Below are 18627 nucleotides of genomic sequence, written 5' to 3'. Positions count from 1 at the left end.
CATAGCTTATGGCTTTTCAATTTAGTTTGCCAATATCTTTAGTATAATCACGTAATTCTATGCCTTCCCAACTTTGGCCTTATATTACCCCTGGTATTCCCGATGAATTATTCGAGCATTTGCCAGGAATTCCCCTGAGCCAGCGAGAAGTCCGACTGTTGTTAATTTCTCAACTGCGGCTACAACCAGATTCGGTGTTGTGGGACATTGGTGCTGGGACGGGTACAATTCCTGTAGAAGTGGGATTGCTGTGTCCAAAAGGAAAGATTATCGCTGTCGAAAGGGATGAAGAAGTAGCTAATCTAATTAAGCGTAACTGCGATCGCTTTGAAGTGAAAAACGTCGAAGTCATTGAAGGTAGCGCCCCAGAGTGTTTGCAGGATCTCAAGGTGACCCCTCACCGGGTTTGCATTGAGGGAGGACGCCCCATTCAAGAAATTCTGCAAGCTGCTTGGCAATATTTACCGCCATCAGGTCGGGTTGTAGCCACAGCTGCTAATCTAGAAAGTCTGTATGCTATTTCCCAGAGTTTTTCCCTATTAAGGGCTAGAAATATCGAAGTCGTCCAATCTGCGGTTAACCGCCTAGAAACGCGCGGCTTTTCTCAAACCTTTACCGCCGTCGATCCCATTTTTATCCTCAGTGGTGAGAAACTGGATTAGGGACTGGGGACTAGGAACTGGGGACTGGGAATTACGGAAGAGTTTTCCCAATCCCCAATCCCCAATCCCCAATCCCCAATCCCCAATACCCAATCCCCAGTCCCCAGTACTTCTATGCCTTGGTCTCGGATTATTAGTGGAATTATTGCGATCGCTCTTGCTCTTTGTGCGACCCTTTTAGGGGGTTGGTACTTTACCATCATGTTTGCGGTTATCGTCTTTTTGGGTCAACAGGAATATTTTAATTTGGTGCGAGCCAGAGGCATTGCTCCCGCTGCTAAAACCACTATGGCTGCGAGCCAAGTCTTGCTGGTGATTTGTACCCTTGATGGCAGTTTAGCTGATGCTGTGATGCCAATAGCAGGCACACTGATTTGTTTTTACCTGCTGTTTCAACCCAAATTTGCCACCATCGCCGATATTTCCGCTTCGATTATGGGGCTATTTTACGTAGGCTATTTACCGAGTTATTGGGTGCGGTTGCGAGCAATTGATAGTGCCACATTTAGCAATCTACCTTTAGGAGCTTACTGGCCTACAACCTGGGCAGATTTCTGGGAAAAGGCAAATTCTACCTCTTTACCACAAGGTTTTACAGCAACACTGCTGACGTTGTTATGTATTTGGGCAGCCGATATCGGTGCTTACACAATCGGCAAATTCTTTGGCAAAACCCGTTTGTCTGAGATTAGTCCGAAAAAAACCGTAGAAGGTGCTGTGTTTGGTATTACTTCCAGTGTTGCTGTAGCTTTAGCTGGAGCCTATTATCTGCACTTGCCTAGATCTTTGTTGACTGGTTTAGCGTTGGGTTTGCTGATTGGTATTGCTAGCCTTTTAGGGGATCTCACCGAGTCTATGCTGAAGCGGGATGCTGGAGTCAAGGATTCTGGACAGTTAATCCCTGGCCACGGTGGTATTTTAGACCGTACTGATAGTTATATTTTTACAGCACCTTTGGTTTACTATTTCGTAACCCTACTTTTGCCGCTGATCGTCGATGGGTGAAAGGGATTGGGGACTGGGGACTGGGGACTGGGGATTGGGGAGTGGGGAGTAGGGAGGTAGGGAGGTAGGGAGATGGGGAGATGAGGGAGAGTAATAATTTGAAGTATTAGGCTCAAAGACTCATTCATCGACCTCTGAACTGGATTCACCCCATCTCCCTACTCCCCACTCCCCAATCCCCAATCCCCAATCCCCAATCCCCAGTCCCTTTTACGGGTTAACGTTAATCCGCCCACGACACACTAGCTTGCCTGGGATCAGCGTTAATTCTTGGATATCAACATCTGAGCCAAGATCGAAATTGTACTCATGATTGTCCTGGAATAAATCTTTTTGGTCATCCTTGATTTGGATATCTGTCAGTTGCAACTCATGACCATTGAGTAACTGCAAGCCCAGACAGATTTTGAGAGGTGTTGTTTCACTATTGGTGACTCTAAAACCGAGCAGTATAATTTGGTTGTTCTCAAGAATAATTTCTTGCCAATTAATGGGTTGCGTTTTTGGGCAATGTGTTGGTAAAACCTTAACCAGTAGATCGCTTAAAGCAGTCGATAATAAGTCAGATGAGAGAGAAGCATTGAGATCTTTCTCGTCTATGGTCAAATCGCCAACAACTGGTACTGTTTGTAACAGTCGCAAGGGCTGCCCCTTAAGTATTGACCCGATGTTGACCTGAATATTTTCTGCGATTAATTGAATTTCTGTAATTAGGAGTCCTTGATAAACTGCATGAGTAGCAAAAATAGATACCGAAGGAATGCGTCCAGAGATAATTTGGCGATCGCTGGCTTTAATCTCCACTTCTAGTTCAGATATCTGGCTGACTTGGGCCCTCAACCACAGCTTTAATGCTGTTGTGAGTACTTGCGTAATTATTCGGATTTTGTTTACATTTGTTGTTTGGGAATTTTGCTCTGACATCTAACCACTGGAGTTTATGAGTATTTGCTCAACAACTGAGGAATTTAAACAAAGCTTAAATGTAACATTTATGCCTAGTCACTACAAAATGCAAATATCATTTAATAGTTAACAGTAAATCAGCAATTTCTACATGGAGGCACGGTTACAAAAAATTCTCGCTCAATGGGGTATTGCCTCACGTCGTGAAGCTGAAGAAATGATTAGGCAATCACGGGTGCGGATCAATGGGGTATTGGCACATTTAGGTCAAAAAGTTGATCCCGAAAAAGATGCGATCGCTATTGATGGCAAACTGATATCTGGAAACCAGCGTCCAGCTTTGATTTATCTGTTGTTGCACAAACCAGCTGGAGTAGTTTCAACTTGCTACGATCCTCACCAAAGACCGACTGTTCTGGATCTATTACCGAAAGAATTACGAGAGGGTTCAGGTATTCATCCAGTTGGGCGTCTAGATGCAGACTCCACAGGAGCATTAATCCTGACAAATGACGGAGACTTGACATTTGGACTAACTCATCCACGTCACAGCATTTCCAAGACATATCGCGTTTTGGTAAAAGGCCATCCTCCAGAACCAGTATTGCGGATGTGGCGTCAGGGTGTGGTATTGGATGGTAGAAAAACACGACCCGCTAAAGTACAGCTGCTAGAACATTGTGCCCAAGGAAGTCTTTTAGAAATTGTCTTACAGGAGGGAAGAAATCGCCAAATTCGCCGGATAGCTGAACAATTAGGATACCCAGTAATCCAACTGCATCGCAGTGCGATCGGCTCAATTCAATTACAAACACCAAAAGAACCCTTTTTGTCAGAGGGTAAATATCGTTTCCTCAAAGATCGTGAAATTCGCTTTTTGCGAGAGCAAATAAGCCAGGAGTCAGAATCCAGAATTCAGGAGTCAGAATTCAGGAGTCAGAATTCGGAATTTAAGTAGGTGGGGCTTGAGACCGCCAAATTGTAGACCACCCTTTGGGTGACGCTTGTAAGCGTTGTGTTAGCAACTATGCGTAGGGTCTGACTTGCTAACGCTTAAATGCGCTAATCACGTACACAAGGAAATTTTCTTGCAGTACTGGCTCACCAAATCGTAGATTTGTTTAGGGGTTTTAAACCCGTTTATTTTTCATAAAAAGAGCTACAAATTTATACTGAATTCTGAATTCTGAATTCTGAATTCTTGTTCAAGCAACCTATTAAAGATTTAGTTGAGTTAAGGAGTGTCAGAAGGCATGAAATGGCCAAGAAAGAAAAATAATCAGCAGCTACCACTTTCATTAGAGCAACAAAGATCTGAAAAGTTGGCAGAAATAGGCGCTCAACTTTGGGCATCACGTCAAGAACAGGGTCTATCTCTAGAACAAGTAGTTATATTGACCATGATTCCCCGACGATTATTGCAGGCGATCGAAGAAGGTAATTTAAACGATCTCCCAGAACCAGTTTATATTCAGGGTTTAATCAGACAATTTGCCGACGCACTGGGCTTGAATGGAGCCGAATTTGCTGACACTTTTCCGATCAATTCTCCACAAGTAAACTCCCAACCTACGGCGAATACTTCACCTCTGAATCAACTACGTCCTATTCATCTTTACTTTCTTTACATATTGCTAATTTTATGCTCTGTAAATGGCTTATCTCATTTATTAAATAACGCCGTACTACAAGCAAGTAATAGCGAAAGCGAGCCATACCCACAACAAAAGTCCATTGTTAAACCAGAAATAGTCAAACCAGAACTAACCAAACCAAAACAGTCACTAGAAGTTCAACCTGTCAGCGATACCAAACAGAAAGAGGCTGTACAAATTGGCGTTACATTGAAAGCATCATCCTGGATTCGCGTAGTAGCTGATGGCAAAACCGAGTTTGAGGGTACTCTACCAGAGGGTACTCACCGGATTTGGAAAGCTCAAGAGCAATTAACAGTTAAAACTGATAATGCTGGTGGTGTTTTAATGAGCGTTAATCAGGAGAAAGCCAAAGAAATGGGAGAACTGGGGAAAGAAGAAGAAATTAGGATTGCGGCTGCTAAACCCAAGTTTTGAGATGAGGGAGATGAGGGGGATGAGAAGGATGATGTAGTATTTTCTCCCTCATCTCCCCCATCTCCCCCCTCTCCCTATCACCCATTCCTCAGTGTTCTTGCGGGGCGCGTCCATTGAGTCTGGTGAGAACTTTCAGCCTTGAGCTTAATTCCTCTGTTAACGCTGCTGCTTGATAACGCCATCCCCAGTTACCCTCAGCGGTACTAGGAAAATTCATCCGCGCTTCGTTTCCTAATCCCAAAACATCTTGCAAAGGAATAATCGCTTGATTGGCAATGGAACTCAATGCTAGTCGAATTAAATCCCAGTGGACGCCTTCGGGACTGATACAACCTAAATAAAGCAATAAGTTTTGCTTTTCGTAGTCATTAGCGCTGTTGAACCAGCCTATAGTTGTGTCATTATCATGAGTTCCGGTGTAAACTACAGCATTTCGGGGGTAATTGAATGGTAAAAACGGATTACCGGGATCGGAACCAAAGGCAAATTGCAAAACTTTCATTCCCGGAAATTCAAACTTGTCTCGCAGTGCTTCTACCTCTGGTGTAATTACTCCCAAATCTTCCGCCAATACGGGTAGCTTGCCCAACTTCTGCCTAATCACTTCAAAAAAAGCTTCTCCAGGCGCTTCCACCCATTCGCCATTCATAGCTGTTTCTTCGCCTTGGGGTACAGACCAATAAGCCTCGAAGCCTCGGAAGTGATCAATCCGAATTATATCTACATAATCCAGCATGGCCTCAAAGCGCTGCACCCACCATTTAAAGTCTTGTTTTTGCAATTCCTCCCAGTTATAAACCGGGTTACCCCACAATTGACCGGTGGCGCTAAAGTAATCTGGTGGAACTCCTGCCATTTGGGCTGCAACTCCCGTCTCTTCGTCTAAGGCAAAAATGTCGGGATGCGCCCACACATCGGCACTATCGTGAGCAACGTAAATGGGGATATCGCCGATAATGTCTATACCACGCATGTTGGCATAGCTTTTCACGTCAGACCACTGGCGGAAAAACTGAAATTGGATGAACTTGTAATAAAAAATTTCTCCATTGAGGCGACGCTGTACTTGATCCAACGCTTCAGGTTCACGCTTGACAAATTCTGGCTCCCATGTATGCCAGCTTGCACCCTTGTTGGCATCTTTCAGCGCCATAAATAAAGCATAATTATCTAGCCAATAGGCTTTGCTGTCGCAAAAACCTGCAAACTCTTTCTGTTGAATGGGCGTAGCATTGACTCTAAACTTTTCACAGGCTTTTTTGAGTAGCCCAATCTTAATTGACACAACCTGATCAAAATCTACCTTTTCCACCGGAAATGCTGGTAAATTAGCAAAGTCTTCTTCGACTAGCAAACCCTCCTCTAGCAATTTTTCTGGGCTAACGAGTAGAGGATTTCCCGCCATTGCTGAGTAGCACATATACGGGGAATTGCCGTATCCAGTGGGACCCAAGGGTAAAACTTGCCAATATTGTTGATGGCTTTCTTTGAGAAAATCAATGAAGCGATAGGCTTCTAAGCCTAAATCCCCAATGCCAAATCGACTGGGAAAAGAAGTAGGATGCAGCAAAATGCCACTAGATCTAGGAAAAGGCATATTTAACCTGAATTATGGGAGCAAGCGATCGCCACAACAAAATGCTACGCGATCGCATAGAATTTATCACACAACAGTATTTGCAGGGTAAATCAAGTCAGGTTATTTGTCATTTGTCATTTGCACCAAACCCAATTAATCCAAAATCCAAAATCCAAAATTCCATGTCTTACCGAAACCCTGCACCGACAGTTGATATCATCATTGAACTAGTAGATCGACCTCATCGGCCAATAGTGTTAATTGAAAGACATAATTCACCCTTAGGTTGGGCTATTCCTGGCGGTTTTGTGGATTATGGGGAAGCCGTGGAAGTGGCGGCACGGCGGGAAGCTGAGGAAGAAACGGGTTTGCAGGTGGAATTAATTGAACAATTACTGGTGTATTCTGACCCCAATCGCGATCCGCGTCAGCATACCATTAGCATTGTGTTTTTGGCGACGGCGACGGGGGAACCTGTGGCTGGAGATGATGCTAAGGGTGTAGGAATTTTTGAGTCTTGGCGTGTGCCGAGTAATTTATGTTTTGACCACGATCGCATTTTGCAGGATTATTGGCGATATCGGCATTATGGGATACGTCCGAGGTTGGGGTAAAGGAACGAACCGCAAAGGACGCAAAGGGCGCAAAGAGAAGAGGAAGGAGAATATCTGTGACACAAAGTTTTTGTGATTATACTGTGTCAGTGGTATTTAATGGCGCATTATGGATGCTGAAAAACTTTTGAAACAATATGCACAAGGTCAACGAAAGTTTGATTCAGTAAATCTCAGAGGAGTAAACCTCAAAGGTGCAAATCTGAGTGGAATAGACCTGACAAGTGCAGATTTGACCGGAGCAGATTTAAATAATGCCAACCTCAGTAAGGCATGTCTTAAAAACACAAATTTCACCAGGGTATCTCTGACAAGCGCAAACTTAAGTGGTTTGGTGGAAAGTTCTAGTTTAAATTTGAGTTGGGCAGACCTAGATAATGCCAATTTGAGTGATGCTACGCTAAATTCTGCCAATCTAACTGAAGCTTCCTTGAAAAAAACAAATCTCGTGAGAGCTAACCTTAGCGGTGCAAATTTAACTGGGGTTAACTTGTTTGAAGCTGATTTGAGTCAAGCAAACCTAATTCATGTAAAACTCAAAGATACCAATTTGCACGGAACCAAGATTCGGGGTATTAATTTATCTCAAAAGGATTTGTCTGGTATGAATCTGGCTGAAGCTGATTTAGGTGCAGCAAATCTCAGAGGCGTAAATTTGAGAAAAGCCTGTTTAAAAGAGACAAATTTAGAGAGAGCGGATTTGCAACAAGCTGATTTAATGAAAGCAAATCTGAACGGAGCAAACTTGAGAAGGGCTGATTTAACTGGCGCAAATATCTATGGGGCAACCTTTGAAGATGCTGACCTAACTGGTGCGATAATGCCTGATGGAGAGGTTTATAAACCGATCGCCTCCCAAATAGAAATCGATAAACAGGTAGCATCGTTAGAGAAAGTGATATCTATGACTCGTAAAGTAATTCGTACTGATAACGCACCCGCACCAGTCGGACCCTATAATCAAGCGATCGCCGCTTCTGGTCAATTTGTATTCGTGGCTGGACAAATTGCCATCGATCCCCGCCTTGGTGATGTGGTCTACACTGATGATGTCAAAAAGCAAACTGAGCAAGTAATGGCTAATCTTGAAGCCATCCTCACAGCTGCGGGTGCGACTTTTGAAGATGTGGTGAAAACCAGTGTTTTTCTCGCTGATATGAATGATTTCGCGGCAGTGAATGCTGTTTATGCTAAATATTTCCCGGAAAATACAGCCCCAGCACGTGCTTGTGTCCAGGTATCGCGGTTACCTAAGGATGTGTTGGTAGAGATTGAGGCGATCGCTGTGATTAGCGGCTAGTGCGAACATACATTCTCAGCAGATAGGCAAGCAGCTATGCAGGCGATCGCTACAATTAGAGAAAAGTTAGCATTTTTGATGAGATGGGACGCAGGTTTACCTGGCGTTCCAATTAAAAGGTGCGAATTTAGGAATCTTGCCTTGGGCAGGCAAAGGTGAGATTGTAACTATCGCACCTTATATCCATTTATTTGCATTAATATGCTCCCTATGAATCTATTTATAAAGATAGTGTAAAGATTAATTTCGATTATCTGCAAAATTTACTTAAACTATTTAATAAATAAAATTTATAATCTAGTGTTGATTGTTTAAATCATCAAAAGTATATTTTTTGACTTTTATTTGTCCATTAACGAGACTGACAAAATATTCAGTGTCGATTTCCAGGAATTAAAGTTTGATGTTTTCGCTATTGGCAAGCTATAGCCACCGCGTCCTGCACCTGTGCTACTGAAAGTATCTCAATATAGCCGCCAATAGCGAGAACTGAAAATTTTCTCAAAACGCTTAAACGATAAGTATTTTGTACAGTAATTAATTAATATTTTTAATAAAACTTAATAATAAAATAACTAAAATTTTACTTTTAACTGATAGATGCTTATAGTCTTTGCCAGAAAAGTTCCTGTGTATTAGAAAATACTTAGTTTCAAATATATTAAGATTGTGTAAAGAACTTTACATGACTTCCGCATCATGATAGTTATGTAAGTATTATCTAAGTAAATAAACTGATAACCAACAGCCAAAATAAATGGATTTTGAGTAAACCTTTACAAAGTAGCTTCGTCCACAACCATTGCTAGTAGATCCCTATTTCATAACGCAGCTTTGACTCAGGCTTTAAGTAAGTATGATTTATAAGAACTTATGCACCTAAGCTTGAAATTTACATACACCAACCTCATTCAGTAAGGGAAAAGTCTAAAAGTACCGGAATTACGGGAGTTACCCTGTTTGAGTGTCTGAGTTCTAACTTAGGAAATGTGCTATTTGAACTTAACTTACCCGCAAGTTTTAGCAAAAAAAGCTGGTGTCAGATCACCCTAAGTTTGGGCAAAAATTTAGACACAAGTGGTGAATTGTGATGCAGGCAATATAGTCAATTATGATGCCCCGCCATATGACGAAGTAGAAAGCCAGCTATGTAAAGTAGTAACAAGTACTTATATTTAGCAAAAAGTAAACACCATGAACACACAGAATACAAAAAGTAATACTAATAACAAAGAAGGTTTTTAAGCAATTAAAGCTTTATATAAGTTGAGACGTTCCAAAGATATAAATCTGAGTCCATACCTCCACTGTGCAATTTTTTAATGCCCAATAATGCTTAGCAGATTGCATCACAACAGGATAATCTAAATTCAAAGCTTTATGAGTACCCAATCCACTGAAGTAGGTTTTTTAGTCACTTCTATAAACGATACAGCCATCGTGCAAGTGTCTCCGAGGTTTAGCTTATTGGAAGCTGTAGGCTTTAAGCAAACTTGCCAAAGCTTAATTCAAGCTAATTCACATCTCAAGCAAATCATCATTGACTTTCACCAAACTACTTTTATGGATAGTAGTGGTTTAGGTGCATTAGTCAGTAATTTTAAATACGCCGAGGCTAAAGGAATTGCATTAAAACTCCAAAATGTGACACCTCAGGTCATGGCAGTCCTAAAGCTCACGGGATTGGATCAGGTTTTTAGCTTACAGTCTGTTGACAATGGTTCAGTAACAACACAACAAGACTTAACAAATAATCAGAAAGCAGGTTATCGTCAAGTAGAGCAATTACCTGCTACTCATCCTTCTGTGACATCTTGGATGAAACGGTTCATAGATATTGTGGGATCGCTAATAGGTTTAGCAATTACAGGAGTTTTGTTTATTCCCATTGCGATCGCTATTCAAATCGACGATCCAGGGCCTATCTTCTTTTCTCAAACCCGCTGTGGTTGGATGGGAAAGCGGTTTAAGATTTGGAAATTTCGCTCCATGTGTGTGGATGCAGAAGCGAAGAAATACCTAGTAGAAAACCAAGCCAAAGGTGCTTTCTTTAAAAATAAAAACGATCCCAGAATTACCAAAGTAGGGCGCTTTTTACGGCGAACAAGTTTAGATGAACTACCACAATTCTGGAACATCCTCAAAGGAGAGATGAGTTTAGTAGGCACTAGACCACCTACACCTGATGAAGTAGAACGCTACGAAGTACCACAGTGGCAACGCTTGAACGTTAAACCAGGTATGACTGGCGAATGGCAAGTAAATGGACGTTCCACAGTACTTAATTTTGAAGATGTAATTCGTCTAGATTTGAAGTATCAAAAAAACTGGAGTCTACTATACGACTTCAAGCTAATTTTTAAAACCGTAGCTATCTTGTTTAATAGAAACAGTGGTGCTGTCTAGCATTTTTCATCTAAACCTCCCAGGAGACCCCCACTATATCGGTACTATGATTAGTGTCGGGAGGAATGGGAGAGAAATTACGAAAGGTTTCCTGAACATTTTTCTGCATAGCAGGAACCGTGATGGAAACAGTTTCGTAATTTCTAAATCTTTCCCAAAGCATACGAGTAACCATTTTTTTTGTGAATCTGGTGACAAAGCTAACAGTGAAGCTATGTCTAGCTTAAGTTGACACCAATGCCACCCCACAAAATTGGATAATTTATTTGTTGGAAATCCCTAACGCCTCTTCATCTTTTACCTGAAAGTATATTTTCTCCTCAGGGGAGAATGATGTAAGACTTCAAAAAAATCACCAACAGACAATGATAATTATTATTATTGTTTGTTGGTGATTTTTTTATTCTTGGGAAGTCCCAGTATCAGTATTCATCTAGTTCAACTAAATGCCAATCCTTTGTAAAACTGGCAAAGCATTGATTTAAATATCTGTTTAATTAAAGACTAAGTTATAATTTAAAATTATATATTTAATTTTATTTGATAAAATAAAAAATAAATGATATGATTATGTGTTTGCTAATTAAAAAAAAATTAAATTCCAGCAGTTAGCTATTTGTCATAAATCCCAAAAAGGCTGGTGAACTAAAGCTCCTCAGTACACTAGCCAGATGAAAGTAGTCAAAATGTAGTAATTTCCGCATAAACCTAAATCAGAAGCAATGGATGTCTATAATCTGTTATACAGGCGTCCAAAAGCTTAGCCTGTGCTAAAATCAGCGTACCGGCACGACGCAGGTGATGGGATAAAGCCATGTTTGAACGCTTCACAGAAAAAGCCATTAAGGTAATCATGCTGGCCCAAGAAGAGGCCCGCCGTTTAGGTCACAACTTTGTCGGAACCGAGCAGATCCTCCTGGGTCTGATTGGCGAGGGCACTGGTGTAGCCGCCAAGGTGCTGAAATCAATGGGCGTCAATCTCAAAGATGCCCGAATTGAAGTTGAAAAAATTATAGGCCGGGGATCGGGCTTTGTGGCCGTGGAAATTCCGTTTACGCCACGGGCAAAGCGAGTTCTGGAACTCTCCTTGGAAGAAGCACGCCAACTGGGGCATAACTACATTGGCACCGAGCATCTGCTGTTGGGCCTAATCCGCGAAGGGGAAGGCGTAGCAGCCAGGGTGCTAGAAAACCTCGGTGTGGATCTATCCAAGGTGAGAACCCAAGTCATCCGCATGTTGGGAGAAACTGCTGAGGTTTCACCAGGCGGTTCATCCGGTCGCACAAAAACCCCGACTCTGGATGAATTTGGCTCAAACCTGACCCAAATGGCTACAGACAATAAGCTCGATCCTGTAGTGGGACGCGCCAAAGAAATTGAGCGGGTGATTCAGATATTGGGTCGCCGGACTAAAAATAACCCAGTGCTGATTGGGGAACCAGGTGTTGGTAAAACCGCGATCGCCGAAGGTCTAGCTTCACGGATTGCCAACAAAGATGTCCCTGACATCCTGGAAGATAAACGCGTAGTCACACTGGATATCGGTTTGCTGGTAGCAGGAACCAAGTACCGGGGTGAATTTGAAGAACGTTTGAAAAAAATCATGGATGAAATCCGCTCTGCGGGTAACGTCATCCTGGTAATTGATGAAGTTCACACCCTAATTGGTGCAGGTGCAGCAGAAGGTGCCATCGATGCAGCCAATATCCTCAAGCCAGCTTTGGCCAGAGGTGAGTTGCAGTGCATCGGCGCGACAACCCTAGATGAATATCGTAAGCACATCGAGCGGGATGCAGCGCTGGAGCGGCGTTTCCAACCAGTAATGGTGGGTGAACCTACAGTTGATGAAACAATTGAAATTCTGTATGGTTTGCGCGAGCGCTACGAGCAACACCACAAACTGAAAATTTCCGACGAAGCATTGGTGGCGGCGGCGAAATTGTCAGATCGTTATATTAGCGATCGCTATCTCCCAGATAAAGCCATCGACTTAGTTGATGAAGCTGGTTCTCGGGTGCGCTTGATTAATTCCCAACTTCCACCCGCAGCCAAAGAGTTAGACAAAGAACTGCGTCAGATTTTAAAAGAAAAAGATGATGCAGTACGCTCCCAGGACTTTGATAAAGCCGGGGAATTGCGCGATCGGGAGATGGAAATCAAAGCCGAAATTCGCGCTATTGCTCAAAGCAAGACCAATGCAACTGGCTCTGAACATGAAGAACCCGTAGTTACAGAAGAAGACATTGCTCACATTGTCGCTTCCTGGACTGGGGTACCGGTGAACAAACTCACCGAATCTGAATCTGAAAAGCTGCTGCACATGGAAGACACCTTGCACCAGCGTTTAATTGGTCAAGACGAAGCGGTGAAGGCAGTTTCACGGGCTATTCGTCGCGCTCGTGTCGGTTTGAAGAATCCCAATCGACCCATCGCTAGTTTTGTCTTCTCTGGGCCTACTGGTGTAGGTAAAACCGAGTTAGCGAAATCCTTAGCTGCTTACTTCTTCGGTTCCGAAGAAGCCATGATCCGCTTAGATATGTCCGAATACATGGAGCGTCACACCGTCAGCAAGCTGATTGGTTCGCCTCCAGGTTATGTTGGTTATAACGAAGGTGGTCAACTAACCGAAGCCGTGCGGCGGCGTCCTTACACTGTGGTGCTGTTCGACGAAATCGAAAAAGCACACCCCGATGTATTCAACATGCTGCTGCAAATTTTGGAAGACGGTCGGTTAACTGACGCCAAAGGTCGCACGGTGGACTTTAAGAACACCTTGCTGATTTTAACTTCCAATATTGGTTCTAAGGTAATTGAAAAAGGCGGCAGCGGTATTGGCTTTGAATTTGCCGAAGATGTCACCGAGTCAGCTTACAACCGGATTCGCTCCTTGGTGAACGAAGAATTGAAACAATACTTCCGTCCAGAGTTCCTCAACCGACTCGATGAGATTATCGTCTTCCGTCAGTTGAGCAAGCCAGAGGTGACACAAATCGCCGAAATCATGCTCAAGGAAGTATTTGGTCGTCTAACTGAAAAAGGTATCACCTTAGAAGTCAGCGATCGCTTCAAAGATCGTTTGATTCAGGAAGGTTACAGTCCCAGCTACGGCGCAAGACCATTACGCCGAGCGATTATGCGCTTGTTAGAAGATAGCCTCGCAGAAGAAATACTCTCTGGTCGCATCAAGGATGGCGATGTAGCCTTAGTTGATGTTGATGAGAATGGTACTGTTCAGGTGAGTTCTCAACAGCGTCGGGAATTGTTACCCCAAGGCGTTGAGTAAGATTTAAGATTTGGGATTTTAATCTCAAATAGAAAATTAGAAAACGGTAGAGTGTTTATTGCTCTACCGTTTTTTGTTTTATTTATTGTCATTTACGGCTATTATGTTATTAAATCAAAGTATTAAAAAAGACAAAAATTTATGATTTAAAATATACCCAAATCTAAATGTGCATCATTTGTAATTAATTTATACAGTTGCCAATAGAAAAACTGCAATGCATATTAACATAAAAAGTTGAGTCAATGTTATTACATTACAGATAAGATAGAGAAGACAATAATTCTAGTTTTCTTCTAAAAAATTAATTATTTCTTTAACAAACCAGTTTGTTGTCTTGTGTACTTTTTGATAATCTTTTTGGTCAAAAAATTCTTTAAGTTCATTCTGAGGTTGTTTTTTATATGGAACTATTTTCACATTTTGTCCTAATTTATATTGTAATATACTTAAATCATTTTTAATTTCATTGACTACTTTTTCAGCATTTAAAAAACTATTTTTTAGATTGTATAGAGTAACATATGCCCATCCTTATTCTATTCTTCCGCTAACTTTAATTCCTTTTTGATTGAGTACAAATTGAAAAAATAAGCTTTGTATTTCTTCTTTCTTAATACCTTGTTTGAGTGACTTGAGATATATTTTTATAGATTTACCTTTATCTTCAATTCTTTCTTTTATTGGCTTACCATTCAAATCTCCATGACTAGCAACATCCCTAATATCCATGATATGAGTAATTATTTTATAATCTTCATTTTCATACTTAAAATTTAATTGGCTATTATTAATACTTTGAAAAAAATCATTTAATCTTGTTTTTTTGTAATACGAAATATCTTTAGTTCTGTCACTACCATGTTCTTTTAATATAAATTGATTGAGTAAAATTTCTATTTGCAAATATATCTTTCTACAAAATTCAACAAAATCATCATTAATAATATCGTTAATTGATTGTTGATTATATTCATCAAGTTGTTTTTTAATTTCAGAGTTTTCTGGTAAATTGAGCCATAAATAACTTGAATAATCAATTATAAATATTTTTTGCGAATCTATTTTAATTTCTTCCTTAGATAGCTTTTCTATATATAAAGCTATATTTTCCAGATTGCTGTTAATTTGTCTAAGTAATTGTTGGGCTAATTTATCCATTAATTACTACTCTGATTTTAAAATTAATTAATTAACTACTAAATTTGATAATAGCTGATATTGCTTTAAATATTTTTTATAAATATAATCATCCCTTCCTTTAACCATAGCAATGAACTCTATTTTGCCCCGAAGTACCTGTTTAAAATCTTGTTTTCCTTTCGTGGATAGTCTGCTTTTATATTGATATTGTTCTTGATACTCTTTTTCCGCAGCCTCAAGCCCAAATTTAGCCCAAGCATGAAGCATGGCGCGAACCTGACGCACGTAATTTCGGTCAACATTAGGAAACATATTAGTGGTTAATCCCGTTACTTCTTGATGATTACCTTTAACTTGCAGCCGATTTTTTTGATTATTTACTTCAAAACCATTTTCATTAATAATTGAGAGTAATCTATTACCAATAAAAATTTTTTCTACATCTTCTTCAGCTAGTATATATGCTAATTCCTCAGGGAACTTAGGTAAAGTTGTTGAGAAAGTAATATCATCGGCATACCTTGTATAAGTTGCTTTGTACTCTTTAGCTAAACGTTGCAATTGACTATCCATCTTGGCGCAGATCATATTAGTCACAATGGGTGAAGTTGGCGCACCTTGAGGTAACTGATTGTTATGACAACAAATTTGTGCTAAAACAGTCGCTACGTCTGGATGTAAACTATAGGGTGTAGCCATAAACATACCCCGGACTCGACCAAAATTAATTGAGGGAAAAAAATCAGTTAAATCAAGATTTAAAACATAGCGTTTTTTAGTATGAGCTTTTACAACTAATTCAGACTTACCTTTAGGTAATCTTACAAGCAAATGGTCTCAAAGTGTTAGGTGAAAATGACTAAATTATTGGTAAGTCCAGCTGAGCAATAAACAAATCTAACAAATCCCATTGCTAGTGCTAGGTTTGGTGCATCAACCCTACTTATAGGACTCCGATTTGATTTCTGAAAACATACTGAGACTGAAAAGCCCGTTTTATCTAGGGTTTTATCTGAAATCTTGTTCAGAAATCAGATATGAGTCCTATAGATAAATTTTTGTTTTTATGCTTGATTTAGTGTTACATCTGATACAAATTTGCTATAAGTGATTTCAGATATCATTTACCGATATAATCAGTAGGTAAATCAAGTAAAGTGGATATGAAGCCCACAAACGAACAAACCCAGGGACTCTACAGGCTTTGTTATCGACTTACTAATGTCATTTACCCTGGATGGCCATATACAAACATCGAACTTGTTAGGGTAGATGAACGTACTGGAAACTTATACGTACTTGCTGGCGAAAATCTGGACTTTGAGATTAAACCAACCGGAGGGTATGAACCATGACAGTAGCTAAGTATGAAGCGATGAATCTCAATGAACTACGTCGCTATGTTCTCACTCACCGAGAAGATGTTGCAGCTTTCCATGTGTATATTGATCGCTCAAAATCTGAAGGGCAAATGATCAGCATAGACTTGAATGATGAGAATTGGGAAGACAAAGTTAAAGAAGCAATTAAATATAGTTCCAATGCTATTCGTTGGTACTGTAACAATACACCAAAATATACTAAAGAAGCTCAGATGATTTCTGAATGGTGGAATCATTTAGATAATAAATTTGTTACCAAGCATCATCTTACTGGAATAGAAATTGATCAAGCAACTGGAATCTGGGAACCAATTCAAATCAACCCGCCAGTGCAAATACGCATCAGTGAACCAAGTCTAGAAATTTGTCAATTTACTACGTTGCTCAAATATAGAGGTCAAGATAACTCTATAAAACAAATAGAAGCCGTTGCTATTGACCTGGATATTGCAAAGCAAAACCTATTTGTTTGGCCGACTCAAGCAGCAGAGGTTTTTATTTTCTCAGCAGAGGCTACTTAAAACTTCGCTGTACTCAAGTTTCTTACGCTACATCCGTTAGGATAAAAAATCACTCCTTCTAAACTTTCCTTGTTCTTCGGTGTGTTCGTAATATTACAGTTCTGGAATTTGTTCAATGCTCGATTGCTTAGGGTTAAAGGAGTCTGTCTTGAAAGGTTTGTCAATGCAGCCAAGTTATGGTTAATAGAAGATGAGTATGAACCAATTGAAGGTAGGCTTCTAGCTGCGGAATTAGCCTAAGTTACTAGAGAGTTTTTAGAGAATATGATTGAAAACACTTGCAATTGCTACAGTTCTAAAATAGTTTTATAGGTTGAAATAGGGGTTTGATATGGGCGGACTGTATGAAATTTTGCAAAAAATTCAAACGAAGCCGGGGATGTATATTGGTAGGGCTTCAGTGAGTGATTTATTTCATTTTCTTGTTGGATATGAATTTGCTAGAGGAGAGTTAGATATTCAACCCACAGCATGGGAGGATGATTTCCATGAAAATTTTCAGCCTTGGGTGCAGAAAAAATATCATGTGTCAACTTCTAACTCTTGGGCAAAAATTATTATGCTCCACTGTGGGAATGAACAAGAGGGTTTTAATACTTTTTATCGGTTGTTAGATGAGTTCCAAAATAGAGACAAAAGTCTAGAACATCAACAACAAGTAAGTGCTAGTTATGTAGAGATAAAATCAATATAATTAGTTATCTATGTAAAAATTTGCTGTAAATTTAACACAAAACCAGAGAGAACATCTTCACCTGATAAACTTGTGGGAGATTGTAAAACTTCCGGTGCTTGATTTAGGCGATAAATTATTACTTGTTTATCTTTAGGATTAATTAACCAACCAAGTTTTAAGCCATTTGCTAAATATTCTTGCATCTTGGCTTTAGTATCTTCCACATCATCAGTTTCAGAAACTAATTCCACTGCCAAATCGGGACATAAAGGGATAAATTTATTTTTTTGTTCTGCTGTGAGAGCATCCCATCTTTCTATCCTTACCCAAGAAGCATCAGGTGAACGAGTTGCACCGTTTGGTAGTTTAAACCCAGTAGAAGAATCAAAAGCTTTTCCCAAATTATTTTGACTGCTCCAAAACCATATTTGACCTAATAAATCAAAATTACGGTTTCCCGTTTCTCCCCCAGTGGGTGCCATGATAATTAATTCCCCTTCAGCAGTTAATTCCAATCGCAACTCTTTATTCACAGCTACAATCTGTGCAAATTCCTCATCGGTAAATTGCAGATTAGGAGGTAATTGTAAAGTTAAAGCAGTCATAATTAATTGCGCTCCACTAAAATATTAGATGCATCAAACCCATGTGCTGTTAAGAGATTTGACTTAGCCTCTACTTATACTTTAGGAATTCCCCCAACAAATGCGCCTGTACATCCTGGGGTTCTGGCGATGGCGCGTTGTCAGCATAGCGGCGGATATTGGAGTTGTAATTAGCGATCGCTTGTCATTGTCTCATCAGAGCATCCAGAGCGTACTTTTTCAAGATGCAAAGAATTTTGGTTCCTTTTCCCTTTAATTTGTTAACAGTGACAAATAATTAGTTAATGTACAGTTTTCAAAGCGGGCGATGGGACTCGAACCCACGACGTTCACCTTGGGAAGGTGACATTCTACCACTGAATTACACCCGCGAGTAGCTGTTAGCCAAAATTTTAATATTACTGTACAGCATACCATTATTTATAGCTGTTTTCAATTCACTGGCGATCGCGCTTAAACCTCAGCAGAGCCGG

18 protein-coding genes and 1 tRNA gene are annotated in these 18627 nt (G+C 40.4%); 12 read left to right on the top strand and 7 right to left on the bottom strand.

Annotation, left to right across the window (positions count from 1 at the left end):
- Positions 1–59: 59 nt before the first annotated feature.
- Both cbiT and IQ276_RS04980 read left to right on the top strand, forming a co-directional pair.
- Positions 60–662, top strand: coding sequence for a precorrin-6Y C5,15-methyltransferase subunit CbiT (cbiT, locus tag IQ276_RS04985; protein WP_235115443.1), 603 nt, complete (start codon positions 60–62; stop codon positions 660–662).
- A gap of 114 nt (positions 663–776) precedes the next feature.
- Positions 777–1667 carry a phosphatidate cytidylyltransferase gene (locus IQ276_RS04980; protein ID WP_190876228.1) on the top strand — a complete coding sequence of 297 codons (891 nt, stop codon included), beginning with the start codon at positions 777–779 and terminating at the stop codon, positions 1665–1667.
- A 210-nt stretch (positions 1668–1877) separates the two neighbouring features.
- Here IQ276_RS04980 and IQ276_RS04975 read toward each other — a convergent pair whose 3' ends face one another.
- Entirely contained in the window at positions 1878–2591 is a 714-nt protein-coding gene (locus IQ276_RS04975) for an LmeA family phospholipid-binding protein (RefSeq protein WP_193919359.1), read from the bottom strand.
- A 133-nt stretch (positions 2592–2724) separates the two neighbouring features.
- Between IQ276_RS04975 and IQ276_RS04970 the strand changes: the two genes are divergently transcribed.
- Both IQ276_RS04970 and IQ276_RS04965 read left to right on the top strand, forming a co-directional pair.
- Positions 2725–3531: a pseudouridine synthase gene (locus IQ276_RS04970; RefSeq protein ID WP_193919361.1), complete on the top strand. Its 807-nt coding sequence runs from the start codon at positions 2725–2727 to the stop codon at positions 3529–3531.
- A 295-nt stretch (positions 3532–3826) separates the two neighbouring features.
- On the top strand, positions 3827–4645 hold the full coding sequence (locus IQ276_RS04965) for a helix-turn-helix domain-containing protein (protein ID WP_190876225.1): 819 nt from the start codon (positions 3827–3829) through the stop codon (positions 4643–4645).
- Positions 4646–4733: 88 nt separating this feature from the next.
- Here IQ276_RS04965 and malQ read toward each other — a convergent pair whose 3' ends face one another.
- Positions 4734–6242 (bottom strand): 4-alpha-glucanotransferase, encoded by a 1509-nt coding sequence (malQ, locus tag IQ276_RS04960; protein ID WP_193919363.1) that lies wholly within the window; start codon positions 6240–6242, stop codon positions 4734–4736.
- Positions 6243–6406: 164 nt separating this feature from the next.
- On the opposite strand from malQ, the gene IQ276_RS04955 reads away from it, so the two are divergent.
- The 4 genes from IQ276_RS04955 to IQ276_RS04940 all read left to right on the top strand — a co-directional run bounded on the left by IQ276_RS04955 (position 6407) and on the right by IQ276_RS04940 (position 13827).
- Positions 6407–6838: an NUDIX domain-containing protein gene (locus IQ276_RS04955; RefSeq protein WP_193919366.1), complete on the top strand. Its 432-nt coding sequence runs from the start codon at positions 6407–6409 to the stop codon at positions 6836–6838.
- A 109-nt stretch (positions 6839–6947) separates the two neighbouring features.
- On the top strand, positions 6948–8138 hold the full coding sequence (locus tag IQ276_RS40590) for a Rid family detoxifying hydrolase (protein WP_193919364.1): 1191 nt from the start codon (positions 6948–6950) through the stop codon (positions 8136–8138).
- Positions 8139–9518: 1380 nt separating this feature from the next.
- Complete coding sequence (locus tag IQ276_RS04945) at positions 9519–10544, top strand: sugar transferase (RefSeq protein ID WP_190876222.1); 1026 nt, start codon at positions 9519–9521, stop codon at positions 10542–10544.
- A gap of 814 nt (positions 10545–11358) precedes the next feature.
- Complete coding sequence (locus IQ276_RS04940) at positions 11359–13827, top strand: ATP-dependent Clp protease ATP-binding subunit (protein WP_193919572.1); 2469 nt, start codon at positions 11359–11361, stop codon at positions 13825–13827.
- A 285-nt stretch (positions 13828–14112) separates the two neighbouring features.
- Here IQ276_RS04940 and IQ276_RS40050 read toward each other — a convergent pair whose 3' ends face one another.
- The 3 genes from IQ276_RS40050 to IQ276_RS04930 form a co-directional block, all read right to left on the bottom strand.
- Positions 14113–14247, bottom strand: coding sequence for a hypothetical protein (locus tag IQ276_RS40050; protein ID WP_255264302.1), 135 nt, complete (start codon positions 14245–14247; stop codon positions 14113–14115).
- A gap of 114 nt (positions 14248–14361) precedes the next feature.
- Positions 14362–14988, bottom strand: coding sequence for a hypothetical protein (locus IQ276_RS04935; RefSeq protein ID WP_193919574.1), 627 nt, complete (start codon positions 14986–14988; stop codon positions 14362–14364).
- A 27-nt stretch (positions 14989–15015) separates the two neighbouring features.
- Positions 15016–15801, bottom strand: a complete 786-nt coding sequence (locus IQ276_RS04930) for a reverse transcriptase domain-containing protein (protein ID WP_193919576.1) — start codon at positions 15799–15801, stop codon at positions 15016–15018.
- Positions 15802–16133: 332 nt separating this feature from the next.
- On the opposite strand from IQ276_RS04930, the gene IQ276_RS04925 reads away from it, so the two are divergent.
- The 3 genes from IQ276_RS04925 (at position 16134) to IQ276_RS04915 (ending at position 17567) form a co-directional block, all read left to right on the top strand.
- The gene (locus IQ276_RS04925; protein ID WP_190876219.1) at positions 16134–16325 is read left to right on the top strand and encodes a DUF6888 family protein; all 192 of its coding nucleotides are present in this window, start codon (positions 16134–16136) and stop codon (positions 16323–16325) included.
- A complete protein-coding gene (locus IQ276_RS04920) occupies positions 16322–16873 on the top strand; it encodes a DUF6887 family protein (RefSeq protein WP_228043247.1) in 552 nt (183 codons plus the stop codon). The genes IQ276_RS04925 and IQ276_RS04920 overlap by 4 nt, the downstream gene beginning before the upstream one ends.
- Positions 16874–17204: 331 nt before the next feature.
- Positions 17205–17567 carry a hypothetical protein gene (locus IQ276_RS04915; RefSeq protein ID WP_193919578.1) on the top strand — a complete coding sequence of 121 codons (363 nt, stop codon included), beginning with the start codon at positions 17205–17207 and terminating at the stop codon, positions 17565–17567.
- Between the two features lie 8 nt (positions 17568–17575).
- On the opposite strand, the gene IQ276_RS04910 is transcribed toward IQ276_RS04915, so the two are convergent.
- The gene (locus tag IQ276_RS04910; protein ID WP_193919580.1) at positions 17576–18154 is read right to left on the bottom strand and encodes a Uma2 family endonuclease; all 579 of its coding nucleotides are present in this window, start codon (positions 18152–18154) and stop codon (positions 17576–17578) included.
- 100 nt (positions 18155–18254) lie between these two features.
- On the opposite strand from IQ276_RS04910, the gene IQ276_RS04905 reads away from it, so the two are divergent.
- Entirely contained in the window at positions 18255–18410 is a 156-nt protein-coding gene (locus IQ276_RS04905; RefSeq protein WP_235115442.1) for a hypothetical protein, read from the top strand.
- A 43-nt stretch (positions 18411–18453) separates the two neighbouring features.
- Here the strand turns inward: IQ276_RS04905 and IQ276_RS04900 are convergent.
- Positions 18454–18525, bottom strand: a tRNA-Gly gene (locus IQ276_RS04900).
- Positions 18526–18627 lie beyond the last annotated feature (102 nt).

It is taken from the genome of Desmonostoc muscorum LEGE 12446, from assembly GCF_015207005.2.
Classification (GTDB): Bacteria; Cyanobacteriota; Cyanobacteriia; order Cyanobacteriales; family Nostocaceae; genus Nostoc; species Nostoc muscorum.
This window is presented reverse-complemented; position numbering and strand designations above follow the sequence as displayed.